Consider the following 17,537-nt stretch of genomic DNA (forward strand, 5'->3'; position numbering starts at 1 on the left):
AACCCTTCTCTGTGGCAACTACTTGCCCTTTATCGTTCTTCGCAGCCTTGACATTTGCTGTACTTACAGCTTTGTCATTAACTCCATAAGCAGATGTAACAGAGTCTTGTTCTTTTGTTATCTTCACTACCTCTACTTTAGAGATAGGGCTGTCTTCTTTAGTTACCTCAATATGAGCCCCCTGTCCCCATGTAGGAATGGTAGCCACTAGCGCCGCTAGTATTAATGATTTACTTATCTTATTCATAAACTACTATGAATTCCTTTCTATTATTCAATTACAATGGTGTGATACAGTCCAAAAAGCTGTACATCTGTTGCCACCTTGTAAAGTTCTGTTAAGGCATCTCGTACGGCTTCACCATTGCTCTCAATTTGTAGATCAAAGAAGAATTTATATTCCCCCAATCGACCTTTGGTAGGTCTAGATTCTATTTTTACAAGATTAATCTGTCGCTTCGCAAATATGCCCAGACCTTCCCATAGGGACCCAGGGCGAAGACCATCTAATTCACATAATAAAGATAATTTACCGCCATTGACGGCACCTGTATCCATACTACGTAACTGGTCTTTAATCCGCTCATTATGACGAACTAAAATAAAGCGTGTTAAATTATATGAATTTTCTTGTGCCTCCCCGCTCATTGCCTTAAGGCCATAGGTAGTACCTAATGCTTTACCGCCAATAGCAGCCTTGCTTATATCCTTCTGCTGTGCTACTACTTCACCGCCTTCAGCCGTAGAGCCCGTATATATAATATGAGCATGTGGTACCTGTTTCATAATAAATGGCTTGCATTGCCGAATCGCTTGCGGATGAGAATATAAGGTGGTAATTTCACCCAGCTTAGCACCAGGAAGGCCCCACACATAATGGCGAATAGGCATAGCAATGTCTCCACAAATTTCAATATGGCGATGCTCTGTCAAATAATCCATCGTGGTCAGCACCGTACCACCTAAGGAATTTTCAACTGGCACAAAGGCATAATCTGTTTCATCACGCATCGTTAGTTCAATGGCTTCCTCTATAGTATGAGCAGGTACAGCATCAATTTGCCACTGTTCATGCTCTCCATAGCGCTGCAATGCTTCTTCTGTAAAAGTCCCCTTAGGCCCTAAAAAGGCAATTCGTTGTATCATAGTCGCTCCCTTAAATTCTTCTCTCAAGTACTTAACTTTTTAATTATAACATACGGCATTTTCATTGTCATACCAAGGCTTCCTCCTATATAATATAGCTATACACAATTGAGGAGGTATTTATGCATCAATATTTATTCTTTATCGGTGATTTTCCCGTTCGTGCTTATGGCTTGCTCCTATCCTTAGGGATTATTAGTGCGGCTATCGTAGCCTATTATCTGTTTAAGCGCGATGGTCGCGGCTGGCATGTACATATTGTAGATTTTTCTATTCTCGTAGGCATTGCCGGCATTATCGGTGCACGTCTTTGGGATGTATTCTTTTTTGACTGGGCCTATTATCACAATCATTTATTAGAAATCCCCTTTGTTTGGCAAGGTGGCATGGCCATTCAAGGCGGTGTTGTGCTCGGCACAATCGCCGGTTTTTGGTACACTAGAAAGCATGGCATCGATAGTCTTGCTTTTGCCGATATTTTTGCACCAGCGCTTATTTTAGGTCAATCTGTAGGACGTATGGCCAATCTGATGAATGGCGACGCCTTTGGTCATCCTACGGGCGGTAATTTTGGTATTTTATATCCTGAAACTACCTTAGCCTATCGAACTTATGGGGCCCAGCCTTTATGGCCCGCTGAAATTTGGGAAGGCCAAATTGATATTTTAATCTTTGTATTTCTTCTTCTCTTCAGCACGAAACGCCACAAAAAAGGACAAGTCTTTGTACTCTATGCCATTTTATATTCTGCCGCTCGCTTTGGTCTCGAATTCTTACGCGGTGATTATGTCGATCTCACCATGGGATTAAAATCTGCACAAATGACGAGTCTAATTGTCATAGCCATAGGCATCGTTCTCTTTATATATTTGCAGATTAAAGGGTCTTATGACGAATATTTAATAGCCTCTCATGAAGCCGCCGAAGAAGCTGCTAAAAACGGTTTTACTGGACGCTCGAAGCATAGTGCAACAGCTTCAACAACAGCTTCATCGACAACATCTAATAAGCCAACTGGGGCTAACAACACTAACAAAATAACATCGAAGTCATCTAAACGACGAAAGTAATGTCTTATAAGAAAAGGTTGCCATTGCTATTAAGCAATGGCAACCTTTTTAATGTATACTATTTTTTCTTTATACTCTATACTTTTTCTTTATACTCTATACTTTATTCTTTATACTTTATTCTTTATAGCAATTTTATTTTACTTGTTCTCTATACCACTTATACTCTTGCTATTTATAAAGAAATGCCTAATTCATAGGCCTCCTTTAACTTATCCTCTCTTGCCTGTGCGTCCCCCACATTGACTACATCATCACAAAGAACCATGCCACGGCGATTCCATTGTAAATAATTTGTTACTACATTATACCAAGTTACCACTTCATCAAACTCATCGCTTGCCGCCGCTGCAATAAAGGCCACATCTTTCTTAGGCATAATTCCACCATTTGAATGACTCAAAGCATATGTACGATCAACTACTGTTTTTAAGGCCCCTGTAATGGCCCAGTAATAAATGGGACTAGCTAAGACAATTATGTCCGCTCCGTTAAATCCTTCATACACTTTAATCATATCGTCTTTTTGAATACATGGATTAGGCTCTGCGCCTCGCTTAGTACATTGATTGCAGCCAACACAGCTATTAATTGTTAAATCATCTACAAAAATCTCCTGAACCTTATGCCCCTTTTCTTCGGCCCCTTTGCGAAATGATGCGGTTAACGCTGCCGTATTTCCTTTCTTTCTAGACGTGCCATTTAAAATTAAAATTTGCTTTGCCATACCTATGACCTCCCTAATATATAATTTATGCTCATAAATTTACATTCATAATTTTATATTCATAATTTTATATTCATAACTTTATACATATAATTTTACACGTATAACTTTATAATTAAAACTGTACATTCATAATTTTACGCTTATATGCAGTATAGCCCCTATTGTATTCACTTTAAATCTCCGCACCATATAAGTCATAGCCTCCGCCAAACTCTGCTATGCCTGTACACTCAATCCACAAGCTACTTTAAATACCGTTTCCACATATACAAGCCTACAACAGCTACAGTATACGCATCAAAGAGCATCATAAATGGTGTTATCACGGCTATGCGATTGCTTAGGTGTACATGAGCCAAAATAAGAATGACCCCCAAAATGGCGCCTCGATGGAGCCACCGTCTCATAGTAGAAGGTTTAAGCTGCCACATAGCTAAAATAGCTATACTAATCACAATACCGCCACCTATACCTGTATACACAATCTTTTCATGCATTGAAAAAGACATTATATAATGAACCAATGCTAAAACTATACTGATAGGCCCTACTACTTTATGACTTTGTATCACACTGCCAGGTCCTAAGACCTGCATCTGGCGCAATAACCACGGCCAACGGCTCGTTAACAATATAGCCCAAAGCCAACTCACATAGGCAATTAAAGCTAGGCTATAGCTAACTATATTAATCTTTGTATCCACAATATCTCTTTGCAGTAAAAAGATAAGTGGCAATGATAATAGAACAATTATAAGAGCAGTTATACTAGTTATTTTTATTTGTAATTTCATTTCGCAATCCCAATTTGTTTAAGCCAATTTATTACTTTTATTTTTGAATCCTCAGATGTTGCCTCACGTCCACGAATAGCGATGCCATCCAATACAGTAGCATTAGGGTACTGTTTTTCTAGTTGCTCTTTCGTATTGCCCATGCCAGACCCTTCATGCGTAGTAAACGGAATCACTACCTTACCATTTAAGTCGACTTGATCCAAGAACGTGCGCACTACCATAGGATATTCATACCACCATATAGGCGAACCTACAAATACAACATCATATTTACTTACATCAGGGAATGGATTTTTTATAGCTGGTCGCTCATTATTCGCCTGTTCAGCCTTTGCTATATCAACAGTTTGTTGATGATTATCTGGATATTCTTTAGCTGGTACAATTTCATATTCATCCGCACCAGTAGCTTCTATAATATAATTGGCCACAGAGTGTGTATATCCTATGGCAGGTTTATCTCCACCATATAACCCCTTGGTACTAGAAAAATATACAACCAATGCCTTTTTATTTGTGCCAATTAAATTTTGCGCTTCCTTACCCCCTCTTTCCGAATTAGTACTCATGGTCGTAATTTTAGTACTGTCCTTTTGGCCTACCACATAGTTATAGGAAAATAATCCTATAGCCACTGCCACAATGACCAAGAGCCCCAAAATCTTTTTAATATTCATAAAATACCCTCGCTTTCTCGTTTTGTACACCATAGCACATAGTCCATAACCCTATGACTCTATAAGGCTATACTGCTATGACTTCATAGGGCTATAATTTTATAATGCTATAGCTCTATAACCTATGGCTTCTACCGTCTCATGTAGAATCTATCTTTAGCTTAATACTTTGAGTCAACTTCAAGTCAATAGCTAGTTTCATGAAATAATGCAAAATAAAGATTTTACTGTGCTATAATCAAAGTGAATAGTGAAATATTTCCCTACGTATGAAACAATCTATTCTGTATTATGGAGGAGCATCTATGATTGATCTTCGTTTATTGGAGCAATTAGTAGCCTTTAATGACTATGGAACTTTATCTAATGCAGCAGAAAAACTGCTCATTTCACAGCCAGCATTAACTCGAAGTATGCAGCGATTAGAAGATGAATTGGGCGTACAGTTATTTATTCGCGCTAAAAATAAAATGACCCTAACAGAAACCGGCTATTATGCTGTATCTCAAGCACGCCAATTATTGCGTCATAGTCATGAGTTCGAATCGAATATACATCATTTTTCATTAAAACAATCTACACTCTTTGTTGGTGCCATCGCGCCAGGCCCTATTATGGAAGTAGAGGCTCGACTCAAAGAAAAACAGTACGAACAGCAAATAAACTGCCAATTAGCGAGCCACGAAGAATTAACTAAAGGCTTGTTAAACGAGATCTATCAAATCATCATCACCACGGAAGCAGTGAATTTAGACATACTCAATCCGTCCATTATTTCCGAAGAATTTTTTACAGAACAGCTGTATTTATCTATACCAAAGGACCATGCCTTAAGTGAAAAAACATCTATAACTACGGAAGATTTAGATGGACTCACTATGCTTTTACGGGCAAAAAACCAATTAGGTATTTGGACTGACTTTGTAGAATCCCTAAAGAATACTAAGTTTATAGAGCAAATCTCTACCGATGCCTTTAACGAACTAATCAAAGTATCCAATTTACCAAGCTTTACTACTAATATGACACATCAGCACATGGAGCCCGTGGAAAACCGTATGGACATTCCTATCCACATGCCAGGCGCCGCTATTTCATTTTATGTGAATTCCCTAAAGAAGAATCGTCATTTTATCCATGAATTACTTAGTAAGCCCGTATAATTACATATAATGAAATCCATATAAAGAAATCCCACAAAGCTTAAGCTCTGTGGGATTTTTTATTACAAGATATAATTTGACAAGTCCACATCTTTAACGATGGTACCTAATCGTTCTTCTACCATTTCAGCTGTAATTTCTACATCCACTGGTTCATTAGGTGGTGCATTAAAGGAAATGTCTTGTAATAATTTTTCTAAAATTGTATGTAAGCGACGAGCACCAATATCTTCCGTTTCATTGTTTACTCGATATGCTAGTTCTGCCATTTTATCAATGGCTGATTCTTTAAAATGAATGTTTACATTATCGGCTTTAAGAAGCATATGGTATTGTTTGAGCAATGCTTGTTGTGGCGTAGTCAAGATTTCTTTGAAGTCCGCCTGAGTCAAACTATCAAGTTCAACACGAATTGGGAAACGTCCTTGAAGTTCTGGAATTAAATCAGATGGCTTAGAAACGTGGAATGCACCGGCTGCAATAAATAAAATATGCTCTGTTTTAATAGGACCATATTTTGTATTCACTGTCGCCCCTTCAACGATTGGTAAAATATCGCGCTGCACCCCTTCACGAGATACATCAGGGCCACTGCGACCATTATTGCCAGCAATTTTATCAAATTCATCGATAAACACAATGCCTTCTTGTTCAGCTAGTTCAATAGCGCGATCATTTACAGCATCCATGTCGAGCAATTTTTGCCCTTCTTCTTGAATGAAAATCTTGCGCGCTTGCCCTACTGTTGTATGGCGTTTCTTTTTCTTCTTAGGTAAAATGGACCCTAGCATGTCGGTAATGTCGGTGCCCATATTATCTGGACTCCCAGTAAGCGGCATGGCAAAGGCTTTGGCTTGTTCTTCCACTTCGATTTCAATTTCACGGCTATCCATGAGACCATGTTTTAAGCGTTCATAGAATTGTGCCCGTTTTTCAGACATGTCAGCGCTTTCTTCTTCTTTTTTAGCCTCTTCCTCTTTATGTTCCTCATCTTCAGCAGGTGCGCTAAACAACATTTCTAAAGGATTGGTCATTTTCTTAGTTTCTTTTTCTTTTTTAGGCCATAAAATCTGCAATAACCGCTGATTTGCTAATTCTTCAGCCTTTGCTTCTTGAGATTCCATCATCTCTTCTTTGACCATGCGCACTGCATTTTCCACAAGATCGCGGATCATCTGGTCCACATCGCGGCCCACATAGCCCACTTCAGTAAACTTAGTGGCTTCTACTTTTACAAAAGGAGCACGCACCAATTTAGCCATGCGGCGAGCCAATTCAGTTTTACCTACCCCAGTAGGGCCAATGAGAAGAATATTTTTAGGAATATATTCTTCGCGCACATCTTCTGGCAACTGCTTAGCACGCCAACGATTACGAAGGGCAATGGCAATCATCTTTTTAGCCTCTTTTTGCCCTATCACATACTTATCTAATTCAGCCACAATCTGTCGTGGCGTAAAATTATTGACTTCCATTAAATTTCCTCCACAATTACATTATGATTGGTATATACACAAATATCTGCTGCAATATGTAATGCTTTTTCAGCCACATCGCGGGCGGAAAGCTCTGTATTAGCAGCTAAGGCACGAGCCGCAGCCAAAGCATAGTTACCACCAGAGCCAATAGCGCAAATGCCATCATCTGGTTCAATAACTTCGCCATTGCCAGATACAAGTAAAATAGTTTCTCCATCAGCTACTAAGAGCAAGGCTTCTAAATTGCGGAGCATTTTATCACTGCGCCATTCTTTAGCAAGCTCAACAGCGCTGCGCACGAGTTGACCATTGTATTGATTTAGTTTTGCCTCAAACTTATCAAATAAAGTAAAGGCATCGGCTACTGATCCAGCAAAACCGGAAATTACTTTACCATTATATAAACGGCGCACTTTTTGCGCTGTATTTTTCATAACAACACTCTGTCCCATAGTCACTTGACCGTCACCAGCGATGGCAATTTTGCCATCCCGTTTTACGGCACATATGGTGGTGGCATGAAATTCTGTTTTCATAGTGAATAGTCCTCCTTAACTTTAGCCAACTCTTCTAATGCACGCTGAGCAATGAGAGCATTTTTTTCTTTTTTCTTACGCACTTTCGTTGGCCATGGTTCCATTATACCAAAATTGATATTCATAGGTTGAAAATCACTACCTTCATAGGCACTAATATATTGACTCAAGCCACCCATTGCAGTGGTTTTAGGAAAATGAATTGGTTCCTTTTCGCTGATTTGCTGGAATACTTGTAAGCCTGCCATTAGACCTGATGCGGCCGATTCTAAATAGCCTTCTACGCCAGTCATTTGACCTGCAAAATACAGACGCTGGTCTGCCTTTAATTGGAATCGTTCATTTAATAATGTAGGGGAATTAATATATGTATTGCGATGCATTACACCATAACGAACAAATTCAGCATTTTCAAGACCTGGAATCATAGAGAATACACGTTTTTGTTCGCCCCATTTTAAATGTGTCTGGAATCCCACTAAATTGAACATGGTGGCTTCTTTATTTTCTTTCCGAAGTTGCACCACCGCATAGGATTCCGTGCCAGTGCGTTTATCTACAAGCCCCACTGGCTTTAAAGGTCCAAAGCGCAATGTATCAATACCACGGGAAGCCATGATCTCTACAGGCATACAACCTTCAAAATACATTTCTTTTTCAAACTCTTTTGGTTTAACCACATCAGCGGTAGTCAAGGCATCCCAAAAGGCCTTGTATTCTTCTTCAGTCATTGGACAGTTCAAATAATCGGCATCGCCCTTATCATAACGAGATGCAGCAAATACTTTATCGTAATTTAAGGATTCGGCCGTTACAATAGGCGCTGCCGCATCATAGAAATAAAAATCCCCTGTACTTGTGAGTTTCTTTACATCCTCTGATAAGGCCTCTGACATAAGTGGGCCCGCCGCAATAATAACTGTGCCCTCCTTAGGAATTTCAGTCACTTCTTCGCGCACCACTTCTACTAATGGATGGTTCATTAATGTATCAGTCACCATTTGACTAAATAAATGGCGATCCACCGCTAAGGCACCACCTGCTGGTACCGCTGTAGCATCAGCACAGCGCATAATGAGCGAATCTAATTGGCGCATTTCTTCTTTTAAAAGGCCCACAGCATTTTCAATGTTGCCAGCGCGTAGCGAATTACTGCATACGAGTTCAGCAAATTGCTCGGTATGATGAGCCGGTGATTGTTTTACCGGACGCATTTCATATAAGCGTACAGGAATACCACGCTTTACTAATTGCCAAGCCGCTTCAGAGCCAGCAAGACCGGCTCCAATAATGGTAATTGGTTTAATACTCAAAATCTATCTCCTTCAATCATTTATACTTACAATTTATAATATACGCTATTTACTTTCAGCCATTACATTGCGTATTAATATCTACGACTGTATTATATCTATTTACTTTTAGCCATTAAAGACCCTATTTATTTTCAGCCTCTACAGTGCTGCTATCAGTTTTAACTTCAGCACTCTCTGTAACTTCTGCTGTAGCCTTTTTCTTGCGTGTCCGTTTTTTAGGCAGTGTTGGACAAGTCTCATTGGAGCAGAATTTCTTAGTTGTTCCATTTTTATAAGTCTTTTCCGTCATGATGCTACCACAAGTAGAACAAAACTCATTAATCGGTTTATTCCAAAGAGTAAAATCACAAGCTGGGTATTTATCACAGCCATAGAAGATGCGACCCCGCTTAGACTTACGCTCTACAATAGTCCCTTCACCACATTTAGGACATGTAATCCCCGTACTCACAGTAATAGGCTTCGTATTTTTACACTCTGGGAAATTAGAACATGCTAAAAAACGGCCAAAGCGGCCAAATTTATAGACCATAGGACTACCACAAAGGTCACAAATTTCATCGCTCTTCGTATCAGCAATTTTAACCTTATCTACTTCATTCGCTTCTTCTAATTCTTCAGAGAAAACGGAGTAAAAGGAGTTTAATACATCGCGATAGCTTTCCTTGCCATTGGCAATATAGTCTAAATCTTCTTCTAAGTGAGCTGTAAAATCTACATTAATAATTTTTTCAAAATGAGCAATTAAAAAGTCTACTACTACAAAGCCCAATTCAGTAGGCACAAATTGTTTATCTTGGCGCTCTACATAATTGCGTGAAATAATGGTATCAATGATTGGCGCATACGTACTAGGACGACCTATGCCACGCTCTTCCAAAGTTTTAATTAAACTTGCCTCCGAATATCTAGCTGGTGGTTGCGTAAAATGTTGCTCTGGATCAATTGTTTCATTTGACACCGATTCGCCTTCTTCCATAGTAGGAATAAGACGTACTTCATCATCCTTTTTATTATCTTCGTAAACTTCCGTAAAGCCTTTAAAAATAACCTTACTACCTGATGCTCTTAATGTATAATCTCCGCTTTTTAATTGAGCCGTTACAATTTCTGATTGTTGCGGCGCCATTTGGCTAGCCATAAAGCGATTCCAAATTAATGTATATAACTTTAATTCATCACGACTTAAAAATTGCGCTACCATATTAGGCGGTAATTCTAATGATGTAGGACGAATCGCCTCATGCGCATCTTGACTACTTTCCTTAGTACCATATACATTGGGCTTCTTAGGATAATAGTCAGGTCCATACGTATGAACAATATAATCTTTGGCTGCACTTTGCATTTCTGCAGCAATACGAGTGGAGTCAGTACGCATGTATGTAATAAGACCTACATGACCATAGCCACCAATTTCAAGGCCTTCGTATAAATGCTGAGCAATCATCATAGTCCGTTTAGCTCCAAAGCCTAATTTACGAACCCCTTCTTGTTGCAAGGTAGACGTCGTAAAAGGTGCTGGTGCACGACGTGATCGTTTGCGCTTATCAACACTCATAACTTGCGCATTTTCACCTTTTAATTCAGCTTCAATAGCCCTTGCTTCTTCTTCATTAGCAATGGCAATTTTTTTATCATCCTTATGTGTTAATTCTGCTACAAAAGCTTCTTTATTAGCTGTTTTATATTGACCCGAAATAGTCCAATATTCTTCTGGAATAAAAGCTTCTATCTCTCGCTCACGTTCACAAATTAAACGCACCGCCACAGATTGAACACGGCCTGCACTTAAGCCTTTACACACTTTTTTCCAAAGCAAAGGACTCAATTTGTAGCCCACCAATCGGTCTAGCATACGGCGTGCTTGTTGCGCATCAACCATGTCTTGGTCAATGGTGCGCGGACTATTAATAGCTTCTGCCACAGCATGTTTTGTAATTTCGTTAAATGTAATACGACATTTTGAACCGCCATCTACATTTAAAATATACGCTAAATGCCAAGAAATGGCTTCCCCTTCGCGGTCTGGGTCAGTAGCCAGCAAAATAGCTTTTGATTTATCTGCTTCATCTTGCAATTCTTGGATTAATTTTTTACGTGTAGTCAAATTAGAGTATTTAGGAATAAAGCCATTTTCTACATCAATGCCTAATTGGCTTTTTGGTAAATCCCGTAAATGCCCCATACTCGCTTTTACTACATAGTCAGGGCCTAAAAACTTTTCAATGGTCTTAGATTTAGCTGGAGATTCCACTATAACTAAGGTTTTCCCGTCTGGGTTATAAGAGCGTGGGGTCGTATTCAAACTTTCGCCAACTACTTGCATTACCGGTTTATCTCCAGATTTACTAGGTAGTGCCACCTTCCCCTCTACACGGCGTTCTTCTTTTTTTGTATTTGTTTTATCTTTTTCACCAATAACAATGGATCGTTTAATGGACAAACTGATTCCTCCCAAGTTCTAAGATAATATACCCCTTAGTTGGAGTTCGTGCTATACATCGCTTCATTTCTAAATTTAGTAAACTGAGATGAAGCGCCCCTTCTGGAAGATTTGTACTCAATGCTAACGATTCTAATGAGGTTTCGTCCGAGTGATTCAAAGCCTCTAAAATCTTATGCTCTTCCATAGTAAAGCTTATCATACCACTGCCATTATGGCTACTATCTTTTTTTAAGGCCCTTGTAGATGCCTGCTTTTCATAGGACCAACCGCAATGAGAAAATACATCGTCCACTTTTGTTATGAGTGCAGCGCCTTCTGAAATAAGCCAATGATTGCCGGCAAAATTATCTGATAAAATATCCCCTGGTACTGCCAACACATCGCGCCCTTCATTAATTGCATAGTCCGCCGTAATTAACGCACCACTGCGCTTTTTAGCTTCTACAACAATAACGGCCTTAACAAGTCCAGTGATGATGCGGTTTCGCATCGGAAAATGGTACCCCATGGGCATAATGCCAGGACCATATTCAGAAAGCAATACACCACCAGATTCTTCAATACGTCTAAATAAAGGACCATTACTTTTAGGGTAGGCTTGCTCTAATCCACAGCCCATCACGGCAATGGTTTCTCCGCCACCAGACAAAGCCCCTTCATGAGCATAGGAATCAATCCCCCGTGCACCACCGCTTACCACAACGACTCCGGCACGACCTAATTGAGCACCTAATACATTCGCTACATTCCGACCATAATGAGAGCAGTCTCTGGCCCCCACCATAGCTACCATATACTTGCGCTCTAAAAGCCTAGCATTTCCTCGATAAAATAAAACAGCGGGCGGATTAAAAATCTCATTTAATTGCTTTGGATATAAAGAACTGGTAAAAGGAATGACCCCTATGTGCCAGCGCATTAGTTGGTCTTCAATCTTTTTAAGACTTATATGGCCTATACTATTTTTTAAAGCTGTTCGACTTCGCTTGGTAATGGGTACATCAGTCCAGTTAAGGGCCTCGCTCTGCAATGCATGCCACGCACTTTTAGGTGAACCAAAATGCGTAATTAATTGTCTGCAAGTTACAGCTCCTACACCTGGCATACTTCCTAAAGCAGCCCAATAAATTAACTCTTCTTGCTGTATGTCCTGTTCATTGAGTCCATTCGTCATTACCTTTTGATTTGCCATATCTATCTCCTATACACTATACAACTATATACTCCATTCTTTCTATAGGGTTAACAGTCTTATATGACTTATATATTCTACATAATCCATATATTCTTCATATGCTACATGCTCTGCATATTCTATATATTCTTTATATTTTATATATCTCACTTTATATTTTATATATCTCACATAACTTATATAACTCATATATCGTATACATAGGGCATCGCAAACGCTCAAATGAATCATAATTCCTATGACTCTAGCGTTTCTAGCCTAATTCGTTCTATAAGTCAATGCTTCGGCTAACTCTATGGAGTCCACTTCGTCCTTTCCTTTTAGATCACTAATGGTTCGACCGACTCGCAAAATACGGTCATAACTACGAACGCTAATATGTAATTCTCTAAACACTTGCTCCAACAATCGTGCGCCATTGTTCGTTAACTGGCAAGACTCTACTAATTGCTTATGGCTTAACTCACTATTTAACTGACACTTACTATAGCCCCATTGCTTAAAACGAAATTCTTGGCGCGCTCTTGCCTCCATCACACGCTGTCTAATACATTGTGATGTTTCCCCTTTATGCTCTGCCACCAACTCCTCATAGGAAGGCCTAGTAACCTGCACAGTCATATCCAATCGATCCATGAGTGGCCCAGATAAGCGCTTTGTATAGTTCTCTATTTGCCATTTAGTACAAGTACAAATATGGCCCTCCCCACCTTCATGCCAGCCACAAGGGCAGGGATTCATGGCCATAAGTAAAATAAAACGGCTTGGATATGTATAACTACCACGTACTCGATTGAGATGAATGAGTCCTTCTTCCAAGGGTTGCCGCAATACTTCTAGTACGGAACGACTAAATTCTGGTGCTTCATCTAAAAATAATACGCCACCATGACTCAAGGTTAGTTCCCCTGGTTTCGGAATGCTACCGCCACCAGTCATGCCCCCTAATGTGACAGTGTGATGAGGATTGCGAAAGGGGCGTTGTGTAATTAATCCTGACCTAGGCAATAGGCCAGCCACACTATAGATTTGACTAATTTCTAATTGCTCTTGTTCACTAAGAGGTGGCAAAATACTTGGCATGCACCGTGCTAGCATAGTCTTACCGGCCCCTGGAGAACCTGTTAAAAGCACATGATGACCGCCAGCTGCGGCAATTTCTAAGGCTTTTTTAGCCATAGTTTGACCTTGAACGGAAGAAAAATCTTCACTTACATCATCTGTAGCCCCCTTTATAAGTCTTTGTTTGGCAAATCTAGGTTCTTTTTGGCTCATTAGCATAGAAACTAAATCTTGCAAAGACGAACTGACTAATACCTGTTTACCAAAGCCGCACAGCATTTCCTCTCCTAATTCAGTGGCTGTAGCCATTTGCATCATATTAAGATCTCTTGCCTTTAAAGCCATGGCCAAACCACCACGAACGGCTTTAATTTTTCCTTCTAAGGATAATTCACCTACAAATACAGTCTTTTCCATTAAAACCCGCTTTGATGTTCCCTCGCTAGACCATGAAGTAGACGCTAAGATAATCCCCATAGCAATGGCTAAGTCTAAACCTGACCCATCCTTTCTTATATCGGCTGGTGCTAAATTGACGACGATGCGCTGCATGGGAAACTCATAGCCCGCATTACGAATAGCTGCCCGTACCCGTTCTTTCGCCTCTCGCACAGCTGCGGTAGGTAGGCCTACAATTTCAAAAGCAGGCAGACCTCTAGCAATATCTACTTCCACTTGCACTAAAATGCCTTCAATTCCTACAATGACCATGCCATATGTCTTGGCATACATAGTCTTACCTCCTTATACCTTTAGTCCGAAACACTATTCAAAACAGCCTTGTAAATGGCGCAAACGCACTTTATCGGCCTGTATGTAAACCTCCATAACATCAAATCGTATGCTGGTAAAGTTTAATGACGCATACTGCAAATACCACTGCAAGGCCCCTTTTATATGTTGTTGTTTATGCCAGGACACCGCTTCACAAGGCAAACCATATAAGCGGGTACGACGTGTTTTAACTTCTACCACAACCAATATGCTATCCTTTTGTGCCAATATATCTAACTCACCTAAAGGCGTTCTAATATTCTGCCCTAAAATATGGTATCCTTGGTTAATTAAGTAGTGCCGACTTTGCTCTTCCCCATAAGCCCCTAGTTCTATATGATTCATTGTTTGTATATTTATATGCATAACTCACCTCTTACTACTTTAAATTAACAATAAATATTAAAGTTGTAAATATATGCACAACTGTATACATCCCTACAGAACGATACTTTTATCACAACATAACTTGACATTTTTATCTTACTTGTTCGGTCTATTAGTAAAGAATATGAGTTTTTTTATACTTATAAAATTATATTTATACTATTCTATCAATCATTTTTGCCCAAAATAAAAAAACACTGCATGAGACAAATATATCTCATGCAGTGCTTATTCATTTTAGATTATTTTATTTTTTCTTAGGTTGAAATCCAACCATTGTCCGAATGGGTTCAAATGATTGTCTGTGTAAAGGCGTAATTCCTTGATTTTCTAACGCTGCCTTATGAACTTCTGTATAATATCCTTTATGCTCTGGAAAACCATAACCTGGATATTCGTCCTCTAAAGACTCCATATAGCGGTCCCGTATAACTTTGGCAATAATGGAGGCGGCTGCAATTGACGCACTCTTTGAGTCCCCTTTGACTAACGATTCAACAGGCACCGTCAAATCCGGCAATGGCATAGCATCAACGAGTACCGCTTCAGCCTTTACCTTTAAAGTATTAATGGCTTCATACATGGCTTGACGCGTTGCCTCATAAATATTGAGCTCATCAATCACCTCTGGGCCATAGGAAATACAACTCACCGCAATAGCCTTCGCCATTATTTCATCATATAAAAGATCTCGCTTATGGGATGAGAGCTTTTTAGAATCATTAAGACCTGCTAAAAACAAATTGGGCGGCAAAATAACTGCTGCTACAGTAACCGGTCCTGCAATAGGACCGCGGCCCACTTCATCAACACCGGCTACATGGTACAAGTCTTCTTCATAGAAACTCTCTTCATACATATAAAGAGCGTCAAGACGTTGCTTTTCTAAGAGCTGTTTCTTTTGTTTTAAAATATATGATTGAGCTAATTTTTTTACTGATGACCGACTGTCTTCTTGCGCCCACATAATATAATCAAAAGCCACGGATCCCGCTAATAGTTCTTTAATTTGAGCCACTTTAAGTTTGTGAAATTCCTCTTGTGTCATATTACTCCTCTACTACTGATGCAGCATCCGCTGAAACAGCTTGGCGGCCTGTCTCCTCAGGTGAAGGATCTTTGCTTGCGGTCTCTTCAGCGGAAGCGTCTAATGGTTCTTCATGAACGCCATCTAAAGTCAAAAATCCTAATTTTGCATTGCGATAGTCAGTTAATACAATGCGGCGTGCTTTTTCAAAGTCTACAACACCGCCACTAACTAAACAGCCTCGGCGTCGACCAATAGACTCTAATAAAGTATCCGTAGATTCAAGTTCAGCTTCACTAAGCTTATAACGAGTTTGTAAAATTTGTGGGTCTGCGTCCTTAATTTGACGAAGTAATTGTTTCATGACGGATTCTAAATCATATACATCATCAGAAATAGCCCCAGTCATAGCTAGTCTAGCTGCCGCTCTTTGGTCTTCTAATTTTGGCCACAATACGCCTGGTGTATCTAAAAGCTCTAAATTCTTACCAATTTTAACCCATTGCTGACCTCTTGTATGGCCTGGTTTATCTGCTGTACGAGTAGCTGCTGCACCAGCTAATTTATTAATTAATGTGGATTTTCCCACATTAGGAATCCCTAAAATAATCGTGCGCACAGAACGGCTACGAATGCCCTTCTTTAACCATTTATCAATAATCGGACGGGCCAATTGCTCTACAGCCTTTACTAATTGCTTATTCCCCTTGCCAGTTTTAGAGTCAATGGCGAGCACAGTAACACCTTGATTTGAAAAGTATTCAGTCCATTCCTTAGTAGCCTTTTTATCCGCTAAATCAGCCTTATTAAGCACTACAATATGAGGCTTTTGCCCTACTACTTCACTAATCACCGGATTCGCACTACTGCGCGGAATACGAGCATCTAATAGTTCTATGACTACATCGACTTTTTTTACATATTCCTTAATCATTTTAGTGGCCTTCGCCATATGACCAGGGAACCAGTGCACTACAGGAAATATATCTTGTTTCATATCTGCCATAATCGCCGCCTCCTTCTAATACTATATAGGTAACACAAATTTATTAATCTAGCATAATCATTTAACTTTGCGCCATACACATTCAAATTTATTATACACTAAAATAATTAAGTCTAAAATTAGTGGTATATAAATTTTCATTCAAGCCCTTAAAATTAAACCGGCATCTTTTAAAAAGCTTATTTGCCTCAATCAAACTAATCTTAATGGAGCGAGTCAATCATACTAATAAGGTGAATTTTAAAGGGTTTACTTTCCGTAATTTCAATAAAATGACAAAAAAATAAAGGACTGCCCAAGGCAGCCCTTTATTGGAAAGATTAGCGTTTTTCGCGAATACGCGCAGCTTTACCAGTGAGATTACGTAAGTAGTACAATTTAGCACGACGAACAACACCACGACGCATAACTTCGATTTTAGCTAAACGTGGGCTATGTACTGGGAAAGTACGTTCTACGCCTACGCCAGAAGCGATACGACGAACAGTGAAAGTTTCACGAACGCTACCACCTTGACGGTTGATTACTAGGCCTTCGAAAACCTGAATACGTTCACGGGAACCTTCCACAACCTTTACGTGTACACGTACGGTGTCACCAGCGCGGAATGCAGGAATGTCTGCACGAAGTTGTTCTTGCTCAATTACGTTAATAATGTTCACTTTTATTTCCTCCTTATTGTAGACATTCTTACCCATACTTCATAGGCAGCGGACTATCTCAA

Annotated in this window: 16 protein-coding genes and 1 pseudogene; 2 read left to right on the top strand and 15 right to left on the bottom strand. The window is 39.6% G+C overall.

The genetic code is table 11. The features are described from left to right. Together Q0376_RS07880 and pheA are read right to left on the bottom strand one after the other, a co-directional pair. On the bottom strand, nucleotides 1–247 hold a 247-nt coding region (locus Q0376_RS07880; protein ID WP_298706263.1), incomplete at its 3' end, for a hypothetical protein. Between the two features lie 23 nt (nucleotides 248–270). Continuing rightward, nucleotides 271–1,146, bottom strand: a complete 876-nt coding sequence (pheA, locus tag Q0376_RS07885; RefSeq protein WP_298706266.1) for a prephenate dehydratase — start codon at nucleotides 1,144–1,146, stop codon at nucleotides 271–273. A gap of 122 nt (nucleotides 1,147–1,268) precedes the next feature. On the opposite strand from pheA, the pseudogene lgt reads away from it, so the two are divergent. Further along, nucleotides 1,269–2,018, top strand: a pseudogene (lgt, locus tag Q0376_RS07890) (prolipoprotein diacylglyceryl transferase); the annotation flags it as partial. Between the two features lie 373 nt (nucleotides 2,019–2,391). On the opposite strand, the gene Q0376_RS07895 reads toward lgt, so the two are convergent. From Q0376_RS07895 to Q0376_RS07905, 3 genes are all read right to left on the bottom strand, one after another. After that, entirely contained in the window at nucleotides 2,392–2,943 is a 552-nt protein-coding gene (locus Q0376_RS07895) for a flavodoxin family protein (protein ID WP_298706271.1), read from the bottom strand. Nucleotides 2,944–3,188: 245 nt separating this feature from the next. Further along, nucleotides 3,189–3,650 (bottom strand): hypothetical protein, encoded by a 462-nt coding sequence (locus tag Q0376_RS07900; RefSeq protein ID WP_298706273.1) that lies wholly within the window; start codon nucleotides 3,648–3,650, stop codon nucleotides 3,189–3,191. An 86-nt stretch (nucleotides 3,651–3,736) separates the two neighbouring features. Next, complete coding sequence (locus Q0376_RS07905; protein WP_298706276.1) at nucleotides 3,737–4,420, bottom strand: flavodoxin; 684 nt, start codon at nucleotides 4,418–4,420, stop codon at nucleotides 3,737–3,739. A 305-nt stretch (nucleotides 4,421–4,725) separates the two neighbouring features. On the opposite strand from Q0376_RS07905, the gene Q0376_RS07910 reads away from it, so the two are divergent. Further along, nucleotides 4,726–5,583: a LysR family transcriptional regulator gene (locus Q0376_RS07910; RefSeq protein ID WP_298706279.1), complete on the top strand. Its 858-nt coding sequence runs from the start codon at nucleotides 4,726–4,728 to the stop codon at nucleotides 5,581–5,583. Between the two features lie 62 nt (nucleotides 5,584–5,645). Here Q0376_RS07910 and hslU read toward each other — a convergent pair whose 3' ends face one another. From hslU to rplS, 10 genes are all read right to left on the bottom strand, one after another. After that, entirely contained in the window at nucleotides 5,646–7,058 is a 1,413-nt protein-coding gene (gene hslU, locus Q0376_RS07915; protein WP_298706281.1) for an ATP-dependent protease ATPase subunit HslU, read from the bottom strand. Next, on the bottom strand, nucleotides 7,058–7,597 hold the full coding sequence (gene hslV, locus Q0376_RS07920) for an ATP-dependent protease subunit HslV (RefSeq protein WP_298706283.1): 540 nt from the start codon (nucleotides 7,595–7,597) through the stop codon (nucleotides 7,058–7,060). The genes hslU and hslV overlap by 1 nt, the downstream gene beginning before the upstream one ends. Beyond that, the gene (gene trmFO, locus Q0376_RS07925; RefSeq protein ID WP_298706285.1) at nucleotides 7,594–8,910 is read right to left on the bottom strand and encodes a methylenetetrahydrofolate--tRNA-(uracil(54)-C(5))-methyltransferase (FADH(2)-oxidizing) TrmFO; all 1,317 of its coding nucleotides are present in this window, start codon (nucleotides 8,908–8,910) and stop codon (nucleotides 7,594–7,596) included. The genes hslV and trmFO overlap by 4 nt, the downstream gene beginning before the upstream one ends. Before the next feature lie 124 nt (nucleotides 8,911–9,034). After that, nucleotides 9,035–11,359 (bottom strand): type I DNA topoisomerase, encoded by a 2,325-nt coding sequence (gene topA / locus Q0376_RS07930; protein WP_298706288.1) that lies wholly within the window; start codon nucleotides 11,357–11,359, stop codon nucleotides 9,035–9,037. Further along, the gene (gene dprA / locus Q0376_RS07935) at nucleotides 11,349–12,554 is read right to left on the bottom strand and encodes a DNA-processing protein DprA (protein ID WP_298706290.1); all 1,206 of its coding nucleotides are present in this window, start codon (nucleotides 12,552–12,554) and stop codon (nucleotides 11,349–11,351) included. The genes topA and dprA overlap by 11 nt, the downstream gene beginning before the upstream one ends. A 261-nt stretch (nucleotides 12,555–12,815) precedes the next feature. Beyond that, nucleotides 12,816–14,351, bottom strand: a complete 1,536-nt coding sequence (locus tag Q0376_RS07940) for a YifB family Mg chelatase-like AAA ATPase (protein WP_298706292.1) — start codon at nucleotides 14,349–14,351, stop codon at nucleotides 12,816–12,818. Nucleotides 14,352–14,384: 33 nt separating this feature from the next. Next, a complete protein-coding gene (locus Q0376_RS07945) occupies nucleotides 14,385–14,738 on the bottom strand; it encodes a YraN family protein (RefSeq protein WP_298706294.1) in 354 nt (117 codons plus the stop codon). 289 nt (nucleotides 14,739–15,027) lie between these two features. Continuing rightward, entirely contained in the window at nucleotides 15,028–15,828 is an 801-nt protein-coding gene (locus Q0376_RS07950; RefSeq protein WP_298706296.1) for a ribonuclease HII, read from the bottom strand. A 1-nt stretch (nucleotide 15,829) separates the two neighbouring features. Continuing rightward, the gene (gene ylqF / locus Q0376_RS07955) at nucleotides 15,830–16,813 is read right to left on the bottom strand and encodes a ribosome biogenesis GTPase YlqF (RefSeq protein ID WP_298706299.1); all 984 of its coding nucleotides are present in this window, start codon (nucleotides 16,811–16,813) and stop codon (nucleotides 15,830–15,832) included. A gap of 320 nt (nucleotides 16,814–17,133) precedes the next feature. Continuing rightward, entirely contained in the window at nucleotides 17,134–17,475 is a 342-nt protein-coding gene (gene rplS, locus Q0376_RS07960) for a 50S ribosomal protein L19 (RefSeq protein WP_298706301.1), read from the bottom strand. Nucleotides 17,476–17,537: the final 62 nt, after the last annotated feature.

The organism is uncultured Veillonella sp. (assembly GCF_937981445.1).
GTDB lineage: Bacteria > Bacillota > Negativicutes > Veillonellales > Veillonellaceae > Veillonella_A.